This window comes from Primorskyibacter flagellatus, from assembly GCF_900176485.1.
Classification (GTDB): domain Bacteria; phylum Pseudomonadota; class Alphaproteobacteria; order Rhodobacterales; family Rhodobacteraceae; genus Primorskyibacter; species Primorskyibacter flagellatus.
Genome location: NZ_FWYD01000003.1, coordinates 337,093 through 358,179, shown reverse-complemented (window position 1 = coordinate 358,179; position 21,087 = coordinate 337,093). Strand labels below are relative to the sequence as shown.

General features: G+C 60.0%; 18 protein-coding genes. 14 read left to right on the top strand and 4 right to left on the bottom strand.

All coding sequences use genetic code 11. The features are described from left to right. Positions 1 to 10 precede the first annotated feature (10 nt). The 3 genes from gloB (at position 11) to B8991_RS07160 (ending at position 4,219) form a co-directional block, all read left to right on the top strand. Entirely contained in the window at positions 11 to 772 is a 762-nt protein-coding gene (gene gloB / locus B8991_RS07170) for a hydroxyacylglutathione hydrolase (RefSeq protein WP_084351833.1), read from the top strand. 163 nt (positions 773 to 935) lie between these two features. Beyond that, positions 936 to 3,257, top strand: a complete 2,322-nt coding sequence (gene clpA / locus B8991_RS07165; protein WP_084352237.1) for an ATP-dependent Clp protease ATP-binding subunit ClpA — start codon at positions 936 to 938, stop codon at positions 3,255 to 3,257. After that, a complete protein-coding gene (locus tag B8991_RS07160) occupies positions 3,257 to 4,219 on the top strand; it encodes a M23 family metallopeptidase (protein WP_084351830.1) in 963 nt (320 codons plus the stop codon). The genes clpA and B8991_RS07160 overlap by 1 nt, the downstream gene beginning before the upstream one ends. Positions 4,220 to 4,233: 14 nt before the next feature. On the opposite strand, the gene B8991_RS07155 is transcribed toward B8991_RS07160, so the two are convergent. Continuing rightward, a complete protein-coding gene (locus B8991_RS07155; RefSeq protein ID WP_084351828.1) occupies positions 4,234 to 4,980 on the bottom strand; it encodes a glycosyltransferase family protein in 747 nt (248 codons plus the stop codon). A 219-nt stretch (positions 4,981 to 5,199) separates the two neighbouring features. Between B8991_RS07155 and ffh the strand changes: the two genes are divergently transcribed. The 9 genes from ffh to B8991_RS07110 all read left to right on the top strand — a co-directional run bounded on the left by ffh (position 5,200) and on the right by B8991_RS07110 (position 11,601). Next, positions 5,200 to 6,699: a signal recognition particle protein gene (gene ffh, locus B8991_RS07150; RefSeq protein ID WP_084351826.1), complete on the top strand. Its 1,500-nt coding sequence runs from the start codon at positions 5,200 to 5,202 to the stop codon at positions 6,697 to 6,699. Positions 6,700 to 6,780: 81 nt separating this feature from the next. Next, a complete protein-coding gene (locus B8991_RS07145) occupies positions 6,781 to 7,311 on the top strand; it encodes a GNAT family N-acetyltransferase (protein WP_084351824.1) in 531 nt (176 codons plus the stop codon). 102 nt (positions 7,312 to 7,413) lie between these two features. Further along, entirely contained in the window at positions 7,414 to 7,710 is a 297-nt protein-coding gene (locus B8991_RS07140) for a chorismate mutase (RefSeq protein ID WP_084351822.1), read from the top strand. 45 nt (positions 7,711 to 7,755) lie between these two features. Next, entirely contained in the window at positions 7,756 to 8,145 is a 390-nt protein-coding gene (rpsP, locus tag B8991_RS07135; protein ID WP_084351820.1) for a 30S ribosomal protein S16, read from the top strand. A gap of 227 nt (positions 8,146 to 8,372) precedes the next feature. Then, positions 8,373 to 8,876 (top strand): ribosome maturation factor RimM, encoded by a 504-nt coding sequence (gene rimM, locus B8991_RS07130; protein WP_084351818.1) that lies wholly within the window; start codon positions 8,373 to 8,375, stop codon positions 8,874 to 8,876. A 178-nt stretch (positions 8,877 to 9,054) separates the two neighbouring features. After that, positions 9,055 to 9,876 (top strand): tRNA (guanosine(37)-N1)-methyltransferase TrmD, encoded by an 822-nt coding sequence (gene trmD, locus B8991_RS07125; RefSeq protein WP_084352234.1) that lies wholly within the window; start codon positions 9,055 to 9,057, stop codon positions 9,874 to 9,876. A 51-nt stretch (positions 9,877 to 9,927) separates the two neighbouring features. After that, a complete protein-coding gene (gene rplS / locus B8991_RS07120) occupies positions 9,928 to 10,311 on the top strand; it encodes a 50S ribosomal protein L19 (protein ID WP_084351817.1) in 384 nt (127 codons plus the stop codon). Positions 10,312 to 10,322: 11 nt separating this feature from the next. Further along, complete coding sequence (gene rpmE, locus B8991_RS07115; protein WP_084351814.1) at positions 10,323 to 10,544, top strand: 50S ribosomal protein L31; 222 nt, start codon at positions 10,323 to 10,325, stop codon at positions 10,542 to 10,544. A 247-nt stretch (positions 10,545 to 10,791) separates the two neighbouring features. Next, positions 10,792 to 11,601, top strand: a complete 810-nt coding sequence (locus B8991_RS07110; RefSeq protein WP_084351812.1) for a division plane positioning ATPase MipZ — start codon at positions 10,792 to 10,794, stop codon at positions 11,599 to 11,601. 164 nt (positions 11,602 to 11,765) lie between these two features. Here B8991_RS07110 and B8991_RS07105 read toward each other — a convergent pair whose 3' ends face one another. Together B8991_RS07105 and carB are read right to left on the bottom strand one after the other, a co-directional pair. Further along, positions 11,766 to 13,070, bottom strand: coding sequence for a calcium-binding protein (locus B8991_RS07105; RefSeq protein WP_084351809.1), 1,305 nt, complete (start codon positions 13,068 to 13,070; stop codon positions 11,766 to 11,768). Positions 13,071 to 13,257: 187 nt separating this feature from the next. Continuing rightward, the gene (carB, locus tag B8991_RS07100) at positions 13,258 to 16,590 is read right to left on the bottom strand and encodes a carbamoyl-phosphate synthase large subunit (protein ID WP_084351806.1); all 3,333 of its coding nucleotides are present in this window, start codon (positions 16,588 to 16,590) and stop codon (positions 13,258 to 13,260) included. A 418-nt stretch (positions 16,591 to 17,008) separates the two neighbouring features. Between carB and aspS the strand changes: the two genes are divergently transcribed. After that, entirely contained in the window at positions 17,009 to 18,868 is a 1,860-nt protein-coding gene (gene aspS, locus B8991_RS07095) for an aspartate--tRNA ligase (RefSeq protein WP_084351803.1), read from the top strand. Positions 18,869 to 19,053: 185 nt separating this feature from the next. Here the strand turns inward: aspS and B8991_RS07090 are convergent, their stop codons facing one another. Continuing rightward, on the bottom strand, positions 19,054 to 19,530 hold the full coding sequence (locus B8991_RS07090; RefSeq protein ID WP_084351801.1) for a hemerythrin domain-containing protein: 477 nt from the start codon (positions 19,528 to 19,530) through the stop codon (positions 19,054 to 19,056). Between the two features lie 168 nt (positions 19,531 to 19,698). Here B8991_RS07090 and B8991_RS07085 point away from each other — a divergent pair, with 168 nt between their 5' ends. Next, on the top strand, positions 19,699 to 21,081 hold the full coding sequence (locus tag B8991_RS07085) for a DUF1800 domain-containing protein (RefSeq protein WP_084351798.1): 1,383 nt from the start codon (positions 19,699 to 19,701) through the stop codon (positions 21,079 to 21,081). Positions 21,082 to 21,087: the final 6 nt, after the last annotated feature.

Below are 21,087 nucleotides of genomic sequence, written 5' to 3'. Positions count from 1 at the left end.
AGGAAAGACCATGCCTCTTGAGATCATCACCGTGCCTTGCCTGTCCGACAATTATGCCTATCTCGTCAAGGGGCCGGATGGCGTTTGCCTGATCGACGCTCCGGAAGCCGCCCCGATCATCAAGGCGCTGGAGGACCGAGGCTGGGGTCTGGATGTAATTATGATCACCCATCACCATCACGATCATGTCGGCGGCGTTAGTGAATTGCGCGCGCGCTACGGATGCAAGGTGATGGGCCCCAAAGCTGAAGAGGCAAAGTTGCCCCCGCTGGACAGGGCGCTGGAGGAGGGCATGAACGGCGGCACGGATGCAGGGTATGTCGTGCCGATGATGGTGCCCGGCCATACGCTTGGCCATATGGCGTTTCATTTTCCCAATGCCGGTGCCGTCTTTACCGCCGACAGCCTGATGGCCCTGGGATGCGGTCGGGTCTTCGAGGGCACGCCGGAAATGATGTGGGACAGCCTGTCCAAACTGGCCGCGTTGCCGCCCGAAACGAAGATTTACTCCGGTCACGAATATACGATGAGCAATGCAAAATTCGCGCTGAGTATTGAACCGGAGAATCCGAGCCTTAAATCAAGGTGCGAGGCGGTTGCAGCTGCGCGCTCTGAAGGCCGCCCCACGGTGCCCTCCGTTCTGTCAGAGGAACTGGAGACCAACCCGTTCCTGCGCGCGAACCTTCCGCAAGTCAAAGAAGCGCTCGATATGCCGGATGCTTCGGACGCCAGCGTTTTCGCAGAAATACGGACGCGCAAGGACAACTTCTAGATGCATTTCACGTCAGGTTGCAGCACTACTCCCAAATGTGACCGGCCAAAATGCAGAAAAAACTTGTAGATGTGGGGGAACATCCACCACACTTTAATACCAAGAGGCCATGGTTGAGCAGGCTAAGACCGGCACCGACCCAGATAAGAGGAGCACCAACACCGTGCCTTCATTCTCAACGACCCTAGAACAGGCGATTCACGCAGCGTTGGCGCTGGCAAATTCACGGGCGCATGAATTTGCCACGTTGGAACATCTTCTGCTTGCCCTGATTGACGAACCGGAAGCCGCGCGGGTGATGAAGGCCTGCTCGGTCGATACAGAGGAATTGCGCACGTCGCTTGTCGAATACATCGATGACGACCTGTCCAACCTCGTGACTGATATCGAAGGCTCCGAAGCTGTGCCGACGGCCGCGTTCCAGCGGGTGATCCAGCGCGCCGCGATTCATGTGCAAAGCTCTGGCCGGACCGAAGTGACCGGTGCGAACGTGCTGGTGGCAATCTTTGCCGAACGCGAAAGCAACGCCGCCTATTTTCTGCAACAACAAGATATGACGCGCTATGATGCGGTGAATTTCATCGCCCATGGTGTCGCCAAGGATCCTGCTTACGGCGAAGCGCGCCCCGTGCAAGGGGCCACGGAGATCGAGGAAGAAACACCTCCGGTCACTGACGGCGACCAGAAGGAATCCGCTCTGGCCAAGTATTGCGTCGATCTGAACGAAAAATCCCGCAAGGGTGACGTGGACCCTCTCATCGGTCGCAATTCCGAGGTGGAACGCTGCATTCAGGTTCTCTGCCGTCGCCGCAAGAACAACCCGCTGCTGGTCGGTGATCCCGGCGTTGGCAAAACCGCCATCGCCGAGGGGCTTGCGCGCAAGATCGTGTCGGGCGACACGCCCGAGGTTCTGTCGGAAACAACCATCTTCTCGCTCGACATGGGCGCACTGCTGGCCGGCACCCGCTATCGTGGCGACTTTGAGGAACGGCTGAAGGCTGTGGTGACAGAGCTTGAGGATCACCCCGACGCGGTGCTGTTCATCGACGAGATCCACACCGTCATCGGTGCGGGCGCGACCTCTGGTGGGGCGATGGATGCCTCCAACCTGCTGAAGCCCGCGCTTCAGGGCGGCAAGCTGCGTTGCATGGGCTCCACCACTTACAAGGAGTTCCGTCAGCATTTCGAGAAGGATCGCGCGCTGAGCCGTCGGTTCCAGAAAATCGATGTCAGCGAGCCGTCGGTGGATGACACAGTGAAGATCCTGAAGGGCCTCAAGCCCTATTTCGAGGATCACCACAACATCAAGTATACCGCCGACGCGATCAAATCGGCGGTGGAACTGTCTGCACGCTACATCAACGACCGCAAGCTGCCCGACAAGGCCATCGACGTCATCGACGAGGCCGGTGCCGCGCAACATCTGGTGGCCGAATCGAAGCGCCGCAAGACCATAGGTGCCAAGGAGATCGAGGCGGTGGTGGCCAAGATCGCCCGCATCCCGCCCAAGAACGTCTCCAAGGACGATGCCGAAGTGCTCAAGGATCTGGAGGCCAGCCTGAAGCGCGTGGTTTTCGGTCAGGATGCGGCCATAGATGCGCTTTCCTCGGCGATCAAACTGGCGCGTGCCGGTTTGCGCGAACCCGAGAAGCCCATCGGCAACTACCTGTTTGCCGGACCTACGGGTGTGGGTAAAACCGAAGTGGCAAAGCAACTGGCCGATACGCTGGGTGTGGAACTGCTGCGTTTTGACATGTCCGAGTACATGGAAAAGCATGCGGTTTCGCGCCTCATCGGCGCTCCTCCGGGCTATGTCGGCTTTGATCAGGGCGGCATGCTGACCGATGGGGTGGACCAGAACCCGCATTGCGTGCTGCTGCTCGACGAGATGGAAAAGGCGCATCCGGATGTCTACAACATCCTGTTGCAGGTGATGGATCACGGCAAGCTGACGGATCACAACGGGCGCACGACGGATTTCCGCAACGTGATCCTGATCATGACCTCGAATGCCGGCGCGACGGAACTGGCCAAGGCGGCGATCGGCTTTGGCCGTGACCGCCGCGAGGGCGAAGACACCGCCGCGATCGAGCGGACGTTCACGCCGGAATTCCGCAACCGTCTGGATGCGGTCATTTCCTTCGCACCGCTGCCGAAAGATGTGATCCTTCAGGTCGTCGAGAAGTTCGTTCTGCAACTCGAAGCGCAGTTGATGGACCGCAATGTCCATATAGAACTGACACGGCCCGCTGCCGCCTGGCTGGCCGACAAGGGCTATGATGACAAGATGGGCGCCCGCCCGCTGGGCCGCGTGATCCAGGAACACATCAAAAAGCCACTGGCCGAAGAGCTGCTGTTTGGCAAACTGACGAAGGGCGGATTGGTCAAGGTCGGGTTGAAAGATGGCAAGCTGCATCTTGAAATGAGCGGCCCGGAAAGCAAGCGCCTGTCAGGCGACAAGCCGCCTTTGCTGACCGCAGAGTAATGTTCCGGCATCTGGCCGCGATTGCAATCTCCCTCGCCGCGACATCTGCGGCGGGGGAGTTTTCGTTACAGATCCCGGTCGATTGCACGCTGGGTGACACATGCCACATACAGCATTACATGGACCGGGCGCCGGGGCCGGAAGTGCTGGATTTTCTCTGTGGCGCACTGAGCTATGACGGCCATCAGGGCACGGATTTTGCGCTGGCGACTATCGCGGACATGCAGAAGGGCGTGGCTGTTCTGGCGGCGGCGGATGGCACTGTCCGTGCAACGCGCGACGGCATGGCGGACCGGATATTTGCCAATTCGGACATAACAGCCATCGACGGTCGGGACTGTGGCAATGGCGTGGTGATCGACCACTCGGATGGTTGGCAGACGCAGTATTGCCATATGCGCCGTGGCTCTATCGCCGTGCAACAAGGGCAGACCGTAGCCGCCGGGCAACAACTGGGCGCAATAGGCCTGAGTGGCCGCACCCAGTTTCCGCATCTTCATCTCACCCTTCGGCGCGACGGCACCGTTGTCGATCCGTTCGAACCAAACGGTGTCGACGGCTGTGATGGTGCCGACGCCCCCGCCCTTTGGCAAGATCAGTTTCCTTCCTTCGCGGGTGGCATCATTGATGTCGGCCTGGCAGAGGCCGTGCCCGACTATTCCGACATCAAAGCGGGCAAAGCAGGACAGATGCTAAGTACCGCGTCGCCGGCGATGGTCGTCTTTGGTCTGGCCTATGGCGGGCAGAAAGGCGACATGATCGAGATGACCCTGACCGGCCCTGAAGGGCGGATCATTCGCCAATCGGTGACGCTGGACAAACCGCAGGCACAGTTTTTCCGGGCCACCGGTCGCAAACGCAGCGGAAGCACCTGGCCAAGGGGCCTCTACCACGGCACCATCAGGCTGCTTCGAGGTGGCGCAGAACTAAACAGTCGCAGCGTGCAGCAGACTGTTCGTTAGCGAACACGGCCATTTCAACGCCGCCACGGCCCCTCGTCCCCCAACGATGCCCATTCCGTTTCCAGCGCCTCGCGTTCCAACTCTCGCAGGACCTCAAACGTGGTGACGCGCGCGCCCTGCCCGCGTAAATGCTGCAACAATCGATGCGAATGCAGGATTGTCGGGATGGCATCCAATGGCTCCCAAGCGTCCAACTCGGTCACGCGGCGCAGGTTGAATTCCGGCGGCAGGACATAGAAACGCAGGTCGCTTTCCCACAACAGATCCTTCAATGTCACCTGATCGCGCGCGATGCCGGCCTCGACATACCGCTGTTTCCACTCGGCAAAGAATGCCGCCATCGCTGTGTCATTTCGATACAGCATGACGCCGGAATTCAGTTGCGGAAACGCATAGGGTGTCGTGACAGCGTGGCCCTGACGTATCAACGGCGAACAGCGGCGCATGTCATGCGCCAGCGACAGCGCAAACCGATCCGCCAACCCAAACAGATCCCCCAGGGGTGCCAGCACCAGAACGTCACAATCCAGATACAACACCCGTTCGAATCGCGCGCGGGCGAAGCAATCCAGCTTGGCGCGCGTGTGCGAATCCTGCGTGGCATGCACGTCGTCGAAAAGGTCCAGCCCCGGTGCATCCGGCAGATCTGTAAACAGATCCACCGGCAAACCCGGATTGGTGGCGCGCAGACTTTCTGCCGCCTGTATTGCCAGTTCGAGATAGCCCTGCCCCGTCGCTACAAAGATCACACCGTCCCGCATCGCATCCTCCCTGTGCCGGATATGACCGTGCGGACTTGACTCCTTACGCCCTTTTAGCCTATCCGCGCGGCATACATCCGGAAGTCTGTCATACTTCCGGTCCCTGAGTGGTCAGGGATCGCCCCCCGTCAGCGAGTTTCGCCCACGGGGGACAATTGTATTTGGGCCGGTCCTGCTTACCTGTAGGACCATATCGAAACGGGCGAAGGAGCCGCGGGAATGTTTGAAAATCTATCCGAGCGTCTCTCCGGCGTTTTCGACCGGCTTACCAAACAGGGTGCCCTGTCCGAAGACGATGTCAAGACCGCCCTGCGTGAAGTGCGTGTCGCCCTGCTGGAGGCAGATGTTTCGCTGCCCGTCGCCCGCGATTTCGTCAAGGCGGTGCAGGACAAGGCGACCGGTCAGGCCGTGACCAAATCGGTCACACCCGGCCAACAGGTCGTCAAGATCGTGCATGACGAGCTGGTCCATGTGCTGACCGGCGACGAAGATCCCGGCAAGCTGAAGATCGACAACCCGCCCGCGCCGATCCTGATGGTCGGTCTCCAAGGCTCGGGTAAGACCACGACAACCGCGAAACTGGCCAAGCGGCTGAAGGAACGGGACGGCAAGCGCGTGCTGATGGCCTCGCTTGACGTCAACCGCCCCGCCGCGATGGAGCAGCTGCAAATCCTCGGTGTGCAGATCGGTGTGGACACCCTGCCGATCGTGAAGGGCGAGGATCCTGTCCAGATCGCCAAGCGAGCCAAGACACAAGCCAGCCTTGGCGGATACGACGTCTATATGCTGGACACCGCTGGACGTCTGCACATTGACGAGGAACTGATCGCACAGGCCGCCGCCGTCCGCGATGTCGCCAACCCGCGCGAGACGCTGCTGGTGGTCGATGGCCTTACCGGTCAGGACGCGGTCAACGTCGCCACTGAATTTGACGACAAGATCGGCGTGACCGGCGTTGTCCTTACCCGGATGGATGGTGACGGGCGTGGCGGTGCGGCGCTTTCGATGCGCGCCGTCACTGGCAAGCCTATCCGCTTTGTGGGCTTGGGCGAAAAGATGGACGCGCTGGAGACGTTCGAACCGGAACGGATCTCGGGCCGTATTCTTGGCATGGGCGACATTGTTGCGCTGGTCGAGAAGGCTCAGGAAACGCTGGAGGTCGAACAGGCCGAGCGCATGATGCGTCGCTTCACCAAGGGTCAGTTCAACATGAACGACCTGAAGAGCCAGCTTGAGCAGATGATGAAGATGGGCGGCATGGAAGGCATGATGTCGATGATGCCCGGTGCCGCGAAGATGTCCAAACAGATGGACGGCGCAGGAATCGACGACAAGATGCTGACGCGTCAGGTCGCGCTGATCCAGTCGATGACCAAGAAGGAACGCGCCAACCCCGCGCTGCTTCAGGCCAGCCGCAAGAAGCGCATCGCGCGCGGCGCGGGCATGGAGGTGTCCGACCTCAACAAGCTTCTGAAGATGCATCGCCAGATGGCGGACATGATGAAGAAGATGGGCAAGATGGGCAAAGGCGGCATGCTGAAGCAGGCGATGAAAGGCATGATGGGCAAAGGCGGCCCAACGCCAGAGCAGATGGCGCAAGGCATGGACCCCAAGGCGCTTGAAGCGGCGGCCAAGCAGTTGGGCGCAGGCGGCAAGTTTCCCGGATTGGGCGGCGGCGGGCTGCCACCCGGTCTCAGCGGTTTCGGCAAGAAGAAGTAGTGTAATGCCCAGACTCACCTTTCATACACGCGCGTCATATCTCGACGTCCTGCTCTGCCTTGCGGCGGCGGGAGTGCGCGTATGAACCTGACTCAAGCCCCCGTGCTGGACACGAAAAACCTGATTCTGCGCGGCCCGGAAGAACGTGACATCGAACCGATGATCGCCTTTCTTCTGGATCAGGACCGCGCCGCCGGCTTTGGCGCGTCGCCCAACCGCGGTGACGCATGGCGCTGGTTTGCCCTGAATGTCGGACATTGGCATATTCACGGGTATGGCTATTTCACCATCGAAATCCGTGAGACCGGCCAGCCCGCAGGCATCTGCGGCATCTGGAATCCCGAAGGTTGGCCAGAGCCAGAAATCGGCTGGGTGGTGTTCGAAGGGTTCGAGGGCCGCGGCATCGCCTATGAGGCTGCAACCCGCGCCCGGCAATATGCTTACGAGGATCTGGGGCTGAAGACGCTGACCTCCAACATCGTGCCCGGCAATGCGCGTTCCGTGGCACTGGCCGAACGTCTGGGTGCCGGCTTTGAGCGCAGCTACAAGAACATCCATATGGGCGACGAGATGCTTTATCGTCATCCCGGACCGGCAGAGGTGCTGGCATGACCCCGGTGCTGGAAATCCAGAACGACAGTGACCCGCTGCTCAAGCCCATGGAGGTTTGCAATTGACGGATCGCGATCTCCACCCCATGTCCGAGGCCCGCACATGACCGATAGCGTGACCCGCGCCGCCGAATTGCTGAAATCGCATCGCGAAAGCATCGACCGGCTGGACGCGATCCTCGTTTTCACTCTGGCTGAACGCTTCAAGCACACCCAAGCCGTGGGTGTGCTGAAGGCAGAGCACGACCTTCCGCCCTCTGACCCTGCCCGCGAATCGCAGCAGATCGAGCGGTTGCAAGACTTGGCGACGCAGGCCGATCTCGACCCGGAATTCGCCGCCAAATTCCTGAATTTCGTGATTCAGGAAGTCATCAAACACCACGAACAACACAAATCGTAAGGCGGGACCACCCCGCCGACCCCTGCCATTCAAAGGAGAAACTCAATGGCTACCAAAATTCGTCTCGCCCGTGGCGGTTCCAAAAAGCGCCCCTTCTACCGCATCGTCGTGACCGACACCCGCATGCCGCGCGACGGCCGCTTCATCGAGAAGCTGGGCACCTATAACCCCCTGCTGGCCAAAGACAGCGAAGAGCGCGTCAAGATGGACATTGACCGTGTCAAGCATTGGCTGGGCGAAGGCGCGCAGGTCACCGACCGCGTGTCGCGCATGCTCGAGGCCGCTGGCGTTCTGGACAAGAAAGAGCGCAGCAACCCCAAGAAAGCTGTTCCGGGCAAGAAAGCCCAGGACCGTGCCGAGGAAAAAACCGCCAAGGCGAGCGCCGCAGCCGAAGCCGCTGCAGCACCAGCCGAAGAAGAAGCCTCCGCAGAATAAGCGGGTGCCGCCGGGGATGGTGGGCGGGGCGATTTTCAGCCATGCTGAAAAAGCGCCGATCCCATCCCCAGCCTATCGGGTTTCCAAATGTTCCGCTTATTGCGTCTTGCCATCTTCACGCTTCTCGCCTTTGCTGCGGGCGTGATGTTCGAACGTAACAACGCGGCAGAACAATGCACGCAAGGGGCCGGGCAAATGCGACAAGGCCATTGCGTCGGGGCAATCAAATGAGCGATCTGATCTGTGTCGGGGCCATCGCGGGTGCCTTTGGTGTCAAGGGCGAGGTGCGCCTGAAAAGCTTCACCGCTGACCCTGAGGACATTGCCGACTACGCGCCGCTCTGCACGGAAGACGGCAAGCAGAGCTTTGACATCACCCTGACCCGCCCCGTCAAGAACGGCTTTGCCGCGCAGATGTCTGGCATCCTCACCAAGGAACAGGCCGACGCCCTGCGCGGCACCAGGCTGTTCGCGCCACGCGACCGCCTGCCGTCCCTTCCCGATGACGAATATTACCATGCCGACCTGATCGGCCTCACGGTGCATGACACCGGCGGGACAGAGCTTGGCCGCGTGAAAGCGGTGCTCAACCACGGTGCCGCAGATCTTCTGGAAATTCAGGCCTCGGGGCAGAGCGAAACCGTGCTCCTGCCCTTCACGATGGCCAGCGTGCCGACGGTGGATATCGCCTCTGGCCGCATCGTTGCCGACCCGCCTGACGGCCTGTTCTGACATCCGCCAAGCCATGGCCCTCCAGCCTTGTGCAAGGCCAGTTCGACAGAAACTGTGCAGTGCCGAACCATGTGCGGATTTTAGACACCAGCGCCGCTGTTCCGCGACGCACCGACGCGTCCCTTTACCGACGCAATAGGCATTCCCAAGCCCGCACAAAGCCCCTATGCAGCGCCTTATGACTGACCAGCCAAAATCCCACGGACGCAAGACCATCCGCGCCTCGCTCAAGCCGCAAGAGCTGATGACCCACACACCAGAGCTTCGGGGCGCATGGGTGGCGCGAGTCATCACGCTCTTCCCGGAACTGTTCCCCGGTGTTCTCGGCGGGTCTTTGACCGGCAAGGCGCTGAAAGAAGGGTTGTGGCAGCTTGACGCAATCGACCTGCGTCGCTTTGGCGAGGGCAAGCACCGCAATGTCGATGACACGCCATCGGGCGGCGGTGCGGGCATGGTCCTGCGCGCCGATGTCATGGGTGCCGCGATCGAGCATGCGCAATCCAGGACCCGCGGCAATGCTCCTCTGATCTATCTTTCGCCGCGTGGACGCCCGTTTGATCAGTCGATGGCCCGCAGCCTTAGCCGGACAGACGGCGTGACACTGATCTGCGGCCGTTTTGAGGGTCTCGATCAACGTGTCATCGACCATTACGGCATCACCGAGGTCTCATTGGGCGACTTTGTCATGACCGGCGGAGAGATTGCCGCTCAGGCCTTGATTGACGCCACGGTCCGGCTTATACCCCGCGTGCTTGGGAATCAGGCGTCCACGGAAGAGGAGTCCTTCTCCCATGGCCTTCTGGAACACCCCCAGTACACACGTCCAACTGTCTGGAACGGTCGCGACATACCTGACATTCTTCTGTCAGGCCATCACGCGAAGATTGCGGACTGGCAGCGGGACATGGCCGAAAGGCTGACCAAGGAACGACGACCTGACCTCTGGCGGGCTTGGTGTGCGGCGCACAACAGGGACCCGGAAGAAGACCAAGAGCTCTGAGGACGCGACAGAACTTTGCGGAACAACCGCAGGCAACATAGGAGTAGGTCAATGGACCTCATCGCTCAACTGGAGGCGGAACAGATCGCTTCCCTCGGGAAAGACGTTCCCGATTTCAAAGCCGGAGACACGATCCGTGTCGGCTATAAAGTGACGGAAGGGACCCGCACACGGGTTCAGAACTACGAAGGCGTTTGCATCAGCCGCAAGAACGGCCACGGCATTGCCGGATCGTTCACCGTCCGCAAGATTTCCTTTGGCGAAGGCGTGGAACGCGTATTCCCGCTGTTCTCGACCAATATCGACAGCATCACCGTGGTGCGTCGCGGCCGTGTGCGCCGTGCGAAGCTGTACTATCTGCGCACCCGTCGCGGCAAGTCGGCCCGGATTGCGGAAGTCGCAAACTACAAGCCCAAAGCGGGCGCTCAGGCGTAAGGATCGGCGAGATGAAAAAAGACATTCACCCCGAATACCACGAGATCAACGTCAAGATGACCGATGGTACCGTCGTACAAATGCGCTCCACCTGGGGCAAGGAAGGCGATCAGCTTTCACTGGACATCGACCCTTCGGTGCACCCTGCCTGGAACGGTGGCACATCGCGTCTGATGGACACCGGTGGCCGCGTCACCAAGTTCAAGAAGAAATACGAGGGCCTTGGCTTCTGAAGCTTTCGTTCAATCGAATTTGCAGAACGCCGCTCCATCTGGGGCGGCGTTTTTCTTTGCTGCCTCCGTTCGTCTATTCCAACAAATGCCCATCGTGACTGCTGCTAGAGTTGCGGCCCGGCGGCCACGTCACGACATTCGGTTGGTGACAAGGTCTTGCGGCCCTTTTCTTGGGAAATCACGCAAGATAGAGTGTTCGCAAAGGCACCACAGCCAAACATGTGGGTTCAAAGACAAGGGTCGGTCAGTGGCGCATATTATCGTAGTGGGGAATGAAAAGGGCGGCGCGGGCAAGTCTACCGTGTCGATGCATGTGGCGACGGCCCTTGTCAGGCTGGGCCATACGGTCGGCGCGCTGGATCTTGATCTGCGCCAGCAGACATTCGGGCGCTACACGTTGAATCGGCGTGAATTTCTTGCCCATGAAGGTCTGGACCTTCCGACGCCGAATTTCATGCAACTTCCGGATATTGATCCAGCGAACATTCCGGAAGGCGAAAACATCTATGATCACCGCCTGTCCGCCGCCATTGCCGAACTGGAAAGCAAAAGCGACTTCATCCTGATCGACTGTCCCGGCTCGCACACCCGGCTTAGCCAGGTTGCCCATTCGCTGGCCGATACACTGGTCACGCCCTTGAATGACAGTTTCGTGGATTTTGATTTGTTGGCCCAGACGGATGCCAACGGAACCACGATCAAGGGTCCTTCGGTCTATTCTGAAATGGTGTGGAATGCGCGGCAGTTGCGTGCTCAGGCTGGGCTGAAGCCGATCGACTGGGTGGTGCTGCGCAATCGCCTGGGTTCACAAAACATGGTCAACAAGCAGAAAATGGAACAAGCGCTGGACCGGCTGTCGAAACGGATCGGGTTTCGCGTCTCCCCTGGTTTTAACGAACGGGTGGTATTCCGCGAGCTGTTTCCACGCGGGCTGACCCTGCTGGACCTCAAGGATATCGGGGTCAAGCAGCTTAACATTTCCAATATCGCTGCGCGTCAGGAACTGCGCGATCTGCTGAAGGCGCTGAAACTGCCCGACGTCACGATCAACTTCTAGCATCCTGCCCGGTCAGATGTCGGGTTGGATAATCCCCACCCTTTTTCGCCGTTCCTTGATCGGACGAGCTGACGCAAATTTAGGTCGATCGCTGATCGCAGGAAAAAGGGCACCTGACCCGGTGCCCTCTCGCTGTTTTCGAGAATTGTTTCCCGCGCAAACGGTCAGCCTAGAAGGTCGTAGACTTCGCCGCCGATCTGCAAGTTGATCTCGTCCTGTGCGCCGCCATCGACCAATGACCACAGGATCATGCCTGAAGGTTGGTGAACGACGAACGCTTCGTCGACATCGCCGTCACCCGCCCCCGGCGTGTTTCCGAAGTTAACGGCGAAGTCGCTGGCTTGCGCGCCCTTGCGATAGACCAGAAGGTCGCCTTCAGAGGCATCGTAATCAGCCACCCAATCTGTCGCGTGCTTTTTCGTTCCGGCATGGAAGAAGCTGTCGGCACCGTCGCCGCCGTTCAGACGGTCAAATCCGAAACCACCGTTGAGGAAGTCATCACCATTGCCGCCCAGCAGCTGGTCACCGAAATCGTTTCCTGTCAGGATGTCGTTGCCGTCCAAACCAACAAGACGGTCACTGCCGCCGCCGCCGGTCAGACGGTCATTGCCCGTGCCGCCAATCAGATGATCCGTACCTGCCCCGCCGTCGAGCACGTCATCACCCGCGCCACCGTCAATGAAGTCGTCATCGGTGCCGCCGGAAAGCGTATCATTCCCGTCACCACCGCGCAGCACGTCATCCCCTGCTCCCGCGTCGAACACGTCAGCACCGGCACCAAAGATGAAGATGTCGCTGGCATCGGCCCGCTGGTCTTCGAGGATATCAAGCGCTTGGGTCAGATCGATCTGTTCGATCTCGCCCGCCGCAGCAGGTAGCAGTGTGACAAGGCCATTCTGGTTGCCATCAACTTCGCCACCCGTGCCGGAGCCGATACCCGTAGGCACTTCAACCCCGTGCAGAACAATCTCGCGCAGGGACAGAGGCATGATGTCGTCAGAGGTGTAATCGTTCGAAGTTACCGGGCTGAAGAAGTTGGAATCGTCTTCCAGATTATAGGACTGAAGGAACGACAACTCCCCGTTCACATCTGCCATCGGCGATGCGCCACCTTCGGGTGAAACCAGCGGCAACAGGATGTCACCATATTTTGTCAGACCTTCGAGAACCTCAACCATGCCGTCCAGATCGGCATCTTCTGTCAGGCCGGGCGTGGTGGAATCGATCGGGTTTCCATCTTCGTCAAACAGTCCGTGGATATGCTGGAGGTGGGTTACCGACGGGGCCAGCCCTTCAGCGGCGATGGACACATTCAGATAGCGGGTGCCATCGTCTTCGGTGGCCATTGCCAATACGGCATTACCGGTCACGCCAGAGGAATTCAGCGCGGCCAGATCGACCGACCAGAACGCATCCGCGCCCTTCAGAAAGGTTTCAAAGGATGTGTAGCTTGAGGCCAAATGGGCCATGGTGAGTCCTCCTGTTGATGATCTCTGCACGAAGTCACGAGCGGGCTTGGGCAGAGTTTCAGGAAAACTCAGATAATTTCCGGATCTCGCGAACTCGTGATCCGGGCGTGAGAAATCAAACGCACGAGATAACGCAAATGGCCGGGCACAAGCGCCCCCGGCCATTCTGGAAAGTCAGGTGCGGGCGTCAGCCTTGCAGGGGTTTTACCACAAGGTCAGCCTCGCCGCGTTCCTTCATCGCCAGCGCCGTGGCATGCGCCCCCGCCGCAGTCGTGTAATAGGGGATCTTGTCATAAAGCGCGACGGACCGGATTTCGCGACTATCTTCGACGGCCATCGCGCCTTCGGTCGTGTTCATCACCAGCGCGATCTGTTCGTCCTTCATCATATCGACGATGTTGGGCCGGCCCTCGTAAACCTTGTTGACCACCTGACAGTCGATGCCGTGCTGCTCAAGGAAGGCCGCTGTGCCGCGCGTCGCAATGATCTTCATACCCAGATCCACAAGCACCTGCGCGGTTTCAACCAGTTCCGGCGTCTTGTCATTATCCTTGATCGAAAAGAACACGTTGCCTTCGTCCGGCAAAATCACGCCCGCCCCCATCTGCGCCTTGAGGAAGGCCCGCGGGAAGGACCGGTCCCAGCCCATGACCTCGCCTGTAGAACGCATTTCCGGCCCCAGAATCGTGTCCACGCCGGGGAAGCGCGCGAAGGGCAGCACCGCCTCTTTCACGCTGAACCACGGCATGTTCGGATCGGCCAGTGTCATCGGGTCGCCCAGTGGCAGCACATCGTCATAGCCTGCATCCGCTGGATATGGTGCCCGCATCGGGAAGTTGGACAGCGGTTCGCCGGCCATGACCCGCGCGGCGATGGAGGCGATGGCCGAGTCCGTCGCCTTGGCAACAAACGGTACGGTGCGGCTGGCGCGGGGGTTCACCTCGATCAGGTAGATGTCGCCGTCCTTGACGGCAAATTGCACGTTCATCAGCCCCACGACGTTCAGCGCAAGCGCCAGCGCTTCTGTCTGGACCTTCAGTTCCGCGATGATCTCGTCGGACAGCGAATAGGGCGGCAGCGAACATGCACTGTCGCCCGAATGCACTCCGGCCTCTTCGATATGCTGCATGATGCCCGCGACATGCACCTGTTTACCATCGGAAATCGCGTCAACGTCGCATTCCACGGCACCCGACAGGTAGCTGTCCAGCAAGACGGGGCTGTCACCCGACACGACCACGGCCTCTTTGATGTAGCGTTCCAGATGCGCCATATCGCGCACGATCTCCATCGCGCGGCCGCCCAGCACATAGGACGGACGGATCACCAGCGGGAAGCCGATATCGTCGGCGATTGCCAGTGCCTGCGCGTCGGTCGAGGCGATGCCGTTGCGCGGTTGTTTCAGGCCCAACTGATTGACCAGCGCCTGAAAACGCTCGCGGTCTTCGGCAAGGTCGATGGCGTCCGGTGTGGTGCCGAGGATCGGAATGCCCTCTGCCTCCAGCGCGTTTGCCAACTTCAGCGGGGTCTGCCCGCCGAATTGCACGATCACGCCATGCAGCGTGCCGTTCTGCTGCTCCACGCGCATGATCTCCATCACATGCTCGAAGGTCAGCGGTTCAAAATACAGTCGGTCAGATGTGTCATAGTCGGTCGAGACGGTTTCCGGGTTGCAGTTGACCATGATGGTCTCGTAACCCTGATCAGTCAGCGCAAAACAGGCGTGACAGCAGCAATAATCAAACTCGATCCCCTGCCCGATCCGGTTGGGACCGCCGCCAAGAATGACAACCTTCTTGCGATCGGATGGGCGGGCCTCGCATTCTACCTCGCCCATCATGGGGGCCTCGTAGGTGGAGTACATATAAGGCGTCTGCGCCTCGAATTCGGCGGCACAGGTATCAATGCGTTTGAACACGGCGGTGACGCCAAGCGCGTGGCGCCGATTGCGCACGTCCTTTTCGGAAAATCCTGTCAGCTTGGCCAGACGCGCGTCCGTAAAGCCCATCATCTTGAGGTCCCGCATGCCTTCCTCATCGGTCGGCAAGCCGGTTTCACGCACGACGTCCTCGGCCTCGACGATCTCGCGGATGCGGGCCAGGAACCACGGATCGAACATGGTGACGCCGTGGATTTCATCGTCGCTCAGCCCGTGACGCATCGCCTGAGCAATAGTGCGCATCCGGTCGGGTGTCTGCTTGCCGATTGCCTTGATGACAGCGGATTTTTCGGGCGCGCCTTCGATGTCTACCTCGTCAAAGCCGGTCAGCCCGGATTCCATCGACGCCAGCGCCTTTTGCAGCGACTCGTGGATGGTGCGGCCGATGGCCATCGCCTCGCCCACCGATTTCATCGCGGTGGTCAGATGCGGTTCGCTGCCCGGAAACTTTTCGAACGCGAACTTGGGGATCTTGGTGACGACATAGTCAATGGTCGGCTCGAAGCTGGCGGGCGTGACCTTGGTGATGTCATTGTCCAGCTCGTCCAGCGTAAAGCCCACGGCCAGTTTCGCGGCGATCTTGGCAATCGGGAACCCTGTCGCCTTGGATGCCAGTGCCGAGGACCGCGACACGCGCGGGTTCATCTCGATCACCACCATGCGGCCGTCTTCGGGGTTGATCGCCCATTGCACGTTCGACCCGCCAGTCTCGACCCCGATCTCGCGCAGCACGGCAATAGAGCCGTTGCGCATGATCTGGTATTCCTTGTCAGTCAGCGTCAGCGCCGGTGCCACGGTGATGCTGTCGCCGGTATGCACGCCCATCGGATCGACGTTTTCGATGGCACAGACGATGATCGCATTATCCGCCTTGTCGCGGACAACCTCCATCTCGAACTCTTTCCAACCCAGCAGCGACTCGTCCACAAGGATCTGGTTTACCGGCGAGGCATCCATACCGGTGCGGCAATAATGGATGTAATCCTCGCGATTATAGGCCACGCCACCGCCGGTGCCGCCCAGCGTATAAGCGGGCCGGATGATCGCCGGCAGTCCGATCTCTTCAAGCGCATCAAGCGCCAGTTGCACCCCGGCGTTCAGATCCACCTTATCCTTCGCGCCTTTGGGCGCGGTGATGATGGTGGCTTTGGGGTTTTCCAGCCCGATCCGGTCCATCGCCTCGCGGAACAGTTTGCGGTCTTCGGCCATCTCGATGGCCTCGCGCTTGGCGCCGATCATCTCGACCCCGTATTTCGCCAGAACCCCCATTTCTTCCAGCTTGAGCGAGGTGTTCAGGCCGGTCTGGCCACCCATCGTCGGCAAGAGCGCGTCGGGCCGTTCTTTTTCGATGATCTTGGCGACGGTCTCTGGCGTGATCGGCTCGATATAGGTTGCATCGGCCAAGCCTGGGTCTGTCATGATTGTGGCGGGGTTGGAGTTTACCAGGATCACCCGGTAGCCTTCTTCCCGAAGCGCCTTGCAGGCCTGTGCGCCGGAATAGTCGAACTCACACGCCTGACCAATCACGATGGGGCCGGCGCCGATAATCATTATTGATGAAATATCGGTGCGTTTTGGCATGGTCAGACCTCTTTCAGCGTTGGCGGGGCTCAGGGTGCGGGGAGTCGCACCCCAAGGCGCAAATTGTCGTGGGTTATAGAGATCGCAACTTGACGTTCAAGCCCCAAACGACGCGCTTTTTCGTATTGGTGTGGGCACCGCAAACAGACAAATCACAATAGCCCGACGCGCAGGCTCGGGCCGCGTCTCAGTACACAGGCGCGGCCCCACAAGTCAAATCCTGCACGGTCTTTGTCTCTGCCCGCTGGCTTGCATCTTGCGCGCCAACAAGGTGCCGCAGATAGGTAGAATTACATTTCAGCGCCCAAACACAGCGGATGCGGGCGATTTCGCGCAAAATCGCGGGGCGTTTGGCTTGACTTCCCGCCCTATCGCGGGTGTACCGACGCGCAAACCATCCATTCGAAGAGGCAATGACATGCACGCATACCGCAGCCATACCTGCGAAGGGCTGAACAAGGACCATGTGGGCCGGACAGTTCGGCTCTCGGGCTGGGTTCATCGCATCCGCGACCACGGCGGCGTGCTGTTCATCGACCTGCGCGACCATTACGGCATCACCCAACTGATCTGCGATCCCGACAGCCCGGCCTTTGCCGAGGTCGAGAAAGTGCGCAGCGAATGGTGCATCCGCATCGACGGCGACGTAAAGGCCCGCGACGAAAGCCTGATCAACCCGAAGCTGCCCACTGGCGAGATCGAGGTCTTTGTCCGCGAGATCGAGGTTCTGGGCGCAGCCGAGGAATTGCCGTTGATCGTGTTCGGCGATCAGGAATACCCCGAGGAAACCCGCCTGCGCTATCGCTACCTCGACCTGCGGCGCGAGGCGATGCAGCGCAACATGACCCTGCGCTCGGACGTGGTGCGCAGCTTGCGCCAGCAGATGTGGGACCGGAAGTTCCGCGAGTACCAGACGCCGATCATCACCGCCTCCAGCCCCGAGGGTGCGCGCGACTTTCTGGTGCCGTCGCGTCTGCATCCGGGCAAGTTCTACGCGCTGCCCCAAGCACCACAGCAGTTCAAACAGCTGATCATGGTCTCGGGCTTTGACAAGTATTTCCAGATCGCGCCCTGTTTCCGCGACGAAGACCCGCGCGCAGACCGCTCGCCCACTGATTTCTATCAGTTGGACATGGAAATGTCCTTTGTCAGCCAGCAAGACGTGTTTGATACGATAAGCCCCGTGATCGCCAGCGTGTTCGAGGAATTCGGCGATGGCCGCAAGGTCGACGCGGCCGCAGACTGGCCGCAGATCAGCTATCGTGACGCGGCGCTTTGGTACGGGTCGGACAAGCCGGACCTGCGCAACCCGATCAAGATGCAGGTGGTGTCGGAACATTTCGCTGGCTCCGGCTTTGCCATCTTCGCCAAGCTGCTGGAACAGGACGGCACCCAGATCCGCGCCATCCCTGCGCCCACCGGCGGCAGCCGTAAATTCTGTGACCGGATGAACGCCTTCGCTCAAAAAGAAGGTCTGCCCGGAATGGGTTATATCTTCTGGCGTGAAAAGACGGCTGATGCCGTTGCACAGGAACAAGGTATCACGGTCAAGGAAGCGCAAGCCAAGCTGAAATCCGGCGAGATCGAAGGCGGCATGGAAGCAGCAGGCCCTCTGGCCAAGAACATCGGCCCCGAACGGACCGAAGCGATCCGTCAGCAGTTGGGCCTTGGCATTGGCGACGCGGCCTTCTTCCTGGGCGGCAAGCCCAAGGCGTTCGAAACCGTCGCGGGACGTGCGCGCAATGTCATCGGCGAGGAACTCGGCCTGACCGACAAGGACCGGTTTGCCTTTGCATGGATCGTGGATTTCCCGATCTACGAAAAGGACGAGGAAGCCGGCAAGATCGACTTCGAACACAACCCGTTTTCGATGCCGCAGGGCGGGATGGAGGCGCTGGACGGCGACCCGCTGGATGTTCTGGGCTATCAGTATGACCTTGCCTGCAACGGCTATGAGCTGGTGTCGGGTGCCATTCGGAACCACCGCCCCGAGATCATGTTCAAGGCGTTCGAAATCGCGGGCTACGGCAAGGATGAGGTTGAAAAACGCTTTGGCGGCATGGTCAATGCGTTCCGCTTTGGCGCGCCGCCCCATGGCGGCTGCGCGGCCGGTATCGACCGGATCGTGATGCTGTTGGCGGACGAGGCCAATATCCGCGAGGTCATCATGTTCCCGATGAACCAGCGCGCCGAAGACCTGATGATGAACGCCCCGTCGGAACCGACGTCAGACCAGTTGATGGAACTGTCGCTGCGCGTGATCCCACTAGACACCTGAAATCAGCACAGATAGACAACGGCAGTGTTGTCAGGCCACACTACCGCCAAAGTGGCGATGGCTTCGTTCATCTGGAGAGTGCCCCGGGCTTGACCCGGGGCCTCGCCGTAAAGCTTGCCCAATCGAACAAGAGGCCCCGGATCCAGTCCGGGGCGGGATACGCTCTTGTCGACCAATAGCTCCGATCAATCTTCGAGCGCATCTGCACGTTTTTCAGGGATCAGTTCGGCCTCTTGCGATTTTCGCTTGAGGAACCGTTCGCCGTAAGCGTCATTTTCTTCTTCTCCGATCACTTGCCTGGCCCGTTTGAAAACGTCCTGTTCTTCCTCTTCCATGTGATGTTCGTAATCGTGTTTCAGCGTCTTGAACCGCGTCAGCCAACCGGTCGATGAGAAATCCATCTCGCGCAGCTCTTCCAGCATTTCGTCCATCTGTGCATGCTCATGCACCGAATGGCGCGCCGCATCCTGCCCCCAGGTTTGCTGCATCAATTTGGAATAAAACGTTTCTTCCTCAGCCGCCGAATGGGATTTGATCTCGCGGTAGAATGCGTCCCAGGCGGTCTTGCGTTCCTCGCTTGCGCCTGACGTGTCTGCAATCCGGTCAAGAAGGTCGCGATGCAGGTTGTGATCTTCTCGGATGGCGTCGTAGATAGATGGCATGTCTTGTCCTCCGAATTCGATATGGCAGGCAAACGCCCCCCACCCGAAATTCGTTCCCGCAAGGCTTCGGCGGCGGAACGCCGACACGGCGATCAGGACAGATGTAATGTCGTTTTGGCGGTGCTATATTCACGCTAGGCTCAGCAACAACATGATGCAGGTTCCGTCTTGTCCTTCGACCCAGATCTGGCAGAAATTCGCTTTGGCTGCGGGCTATCGCCTGTGCTGGCCCCTGCAAAATCAACCAAAGCAATACTCGCCGCGCTTTCCGGCCCCGATGACATGGCCGCCCGCTTTCCCATCGAATCGTTCGAGACCTTTCAGGGCCGGATGCTGGAGCGCGCGCGCCAGTCCGCAATCCGTCGCAAGGATCGCGGATCGCCCGCATCCCGTGCGGCAACAAAGGCGATCCGACGCCTGAATCAAACCGCGCGAATCGACGCGGCCGGTTGGTTTGGGCAAACATTGATGCGGCGCACCTGGACCGAAGACGGATTTCGCGAAAGGTTGGCGCATTTCTGGGGCGATCACTTTACGGCACGAGGCAAGACCGGCGTGCTGCGTCGCGCCACCTCTCCCTATATCGAGGATGCCATCCGCCCGCATCTGACCGGCCGGTTTGAAGAGCTTTTGATCGCTGCGGTGAAGCATCCGTTGTTCTTGCATTACCTTGACCAGCAAAACTCTGTGGGGCCGAACAGCGCCGTGGCCACGCGGCGGAAAAAGAACACCGGGCTGAACGAAAACCTTGCCCGCGAGGTATTGGAACTGCACACGCTTGGCGTTGACGGGCCATATACACAACAAGATGTGCGCCAACTGGCAGAGCTTTTTACCGGGCTGACCTTTCAGATCCGCGCCGGGTTCAAGTTCAACAAGCATTTCGCCGAACCTGGCGCGGAGACAGTGCTTGGCAAGGAATATGGCGGCGATCCGGCGCGGCTGCGCGATGTCCATGCTGCGCTGCGCGATCTTGCCCGCCACCCCGCGACAGCCCGGCACCTGTGTTGGAAGCTTGCCGTGCATTTCGTATCCGACACTCCGACAGAGGCGCTGGTCGTTGCGATGACGCGGCGCTACGATGACAGCCGTGGAGATTTGATGCAGGTGTATGAAACCCTGCTCAATCACCCCGACGCCTGGGTCCCGGCAGGCAACATCAAGCAACCGATTGATTTCGTCAGCTCCGCCTGCCGTGCGCTCGCCGTTGCGCCGGAGCTGATCGCGGGGTTCGACGAACGCGCGCTTCAGCTTAACATCATCCAGCCGATGGGGCTGATGGGCCAGATATGGGAGCGTCCCGAAGGCCCCGATGGATGGCCAGAGGAAGACAGGCAATGGGTGACGCCGCAAGGCATTGCCGCACGCCTGCAATGGGCCGTGGCCGTGCCGCAAGTGCTGCGCCCGGACCTGCCCGACCCGCGCGACTTTGTCCGCACGGCGCTTGGGACGCGCAGCAGCGCGGCCACCGCCTTTGCCGCCAAGGCTGCCGAAAGCCGCGCGGATGGCATCGGCCTGATCCTCGCCTCCCCCGCATTTCAACGCCAATAAAGGCAA

What these genes read in the sequence shown, in the direction of transcription:
- B8991_RS07160 (WP_084351830.1), top strand. Translation starts at nt 3,257, where the DNA reads ATGTTCCGGCATCTGGCCGCGATTGCAATCTCCCTCGCCGCGACATCT.
- rpmE (WP_084351814.1), top strand. Translation starts at nt 10,323, where the DNA reads ATGAAAAAAGACATTCACCCCGAATACCACGAGATCAACGTCAAGATG.
- rpsP (WP_084351820.1), top strand. Translation starts at nt 7,756, where the DNA reads ATGGCTACCAAAATTCGTCTCGCCCGTGGCGGTTCCAAAAAGCGCCCC.
- B8991_RS07145 (WP_084351824.1), top strand. Translation starts at nt 6,781, where the DNA reads ATGAACCTGACTCAAGCCCCCGTGCTGGACACGAAAAACCTGATTCTG.
- aspS (WP_084351803.1), top strand. Translation starts at nt 17,009, where the DNA reads ATGCACGCATACCGCAGCCATACCTGCGAAGGGCTGAACAAGGACCAT.
- trmD (WP_084352234.1), top strand. Translation starts at nt 9,055, where the DNA reads ATGACTGACCAGCCAAAATCCCACGGACGCAAGACCATCCGCGCCTCG.
- B8991_RS07105 (WP_084351809.1), bottom strand. Translation starts at nt 13,070, where the DNA reads ATGGCCCATTTGGCCTCAAGCTACACATCCTTTGAAACCTTTCTGAAG.
- B8991_RS07155 (WP_084351828.1), bottom strand. Translation starts at nt 4,980, where the DNA reads ATGCGGGACGGTGTGATCTTTGTAGCGACGGGGCAGGGCTATCTCGAA.
- rimM (WP_084351818.1), top strand. Translation starts at nt 8,373, where the DNA reads ATGAGCGATCTGATCTGTGTCGGGGCCATCGCGGGTGCCTTTGGTGTC.
- ffh (WP_084351826.1), top strand. Translation starts at nt 5,200, where the DNA reads ATGTTTGAAAATCTATCCGAGCGTCTCTCCGGCGTTTTCGACCGGCTT.
- gloB (WP_084351833.1), top strand. Translation starts at nt 11, where the DNA reads ATGCCTCTTGAGATCATCACCGTGCCTTGCCTGTCCGACAATTATGCC.
- B8991_RS07090 (WP_084351801.1), bottom strand. Translation starts at nt 19,530, where the DNA reads ATGCCATCTATCTACGACGCCATCCGAGAAGATCACAACCTGCATCGC.
- rplS (WP_084351817.1), top strand. Translation starts at nt 9,928, where the DNA reads ATGGACCTCATCGCTCAACTGGAGGCGGAACAGATCGCTTCCCTCGGG.
- carB (WP_084351806.1), bottom strand. Translation starts at nt 16,590, where the DNA reads ATGCCAAAACGCACCGATATTTCATCAATAATGATTATCGGCGCCGGC.
- B8991_RS07140 (WP_084351822.1), top strand. Translation starts at nt 7,414, where the DNA reads ATGACCGATAGCGTGACCCGCGCCGCCGAATTGCTGAAATCGCATCGC.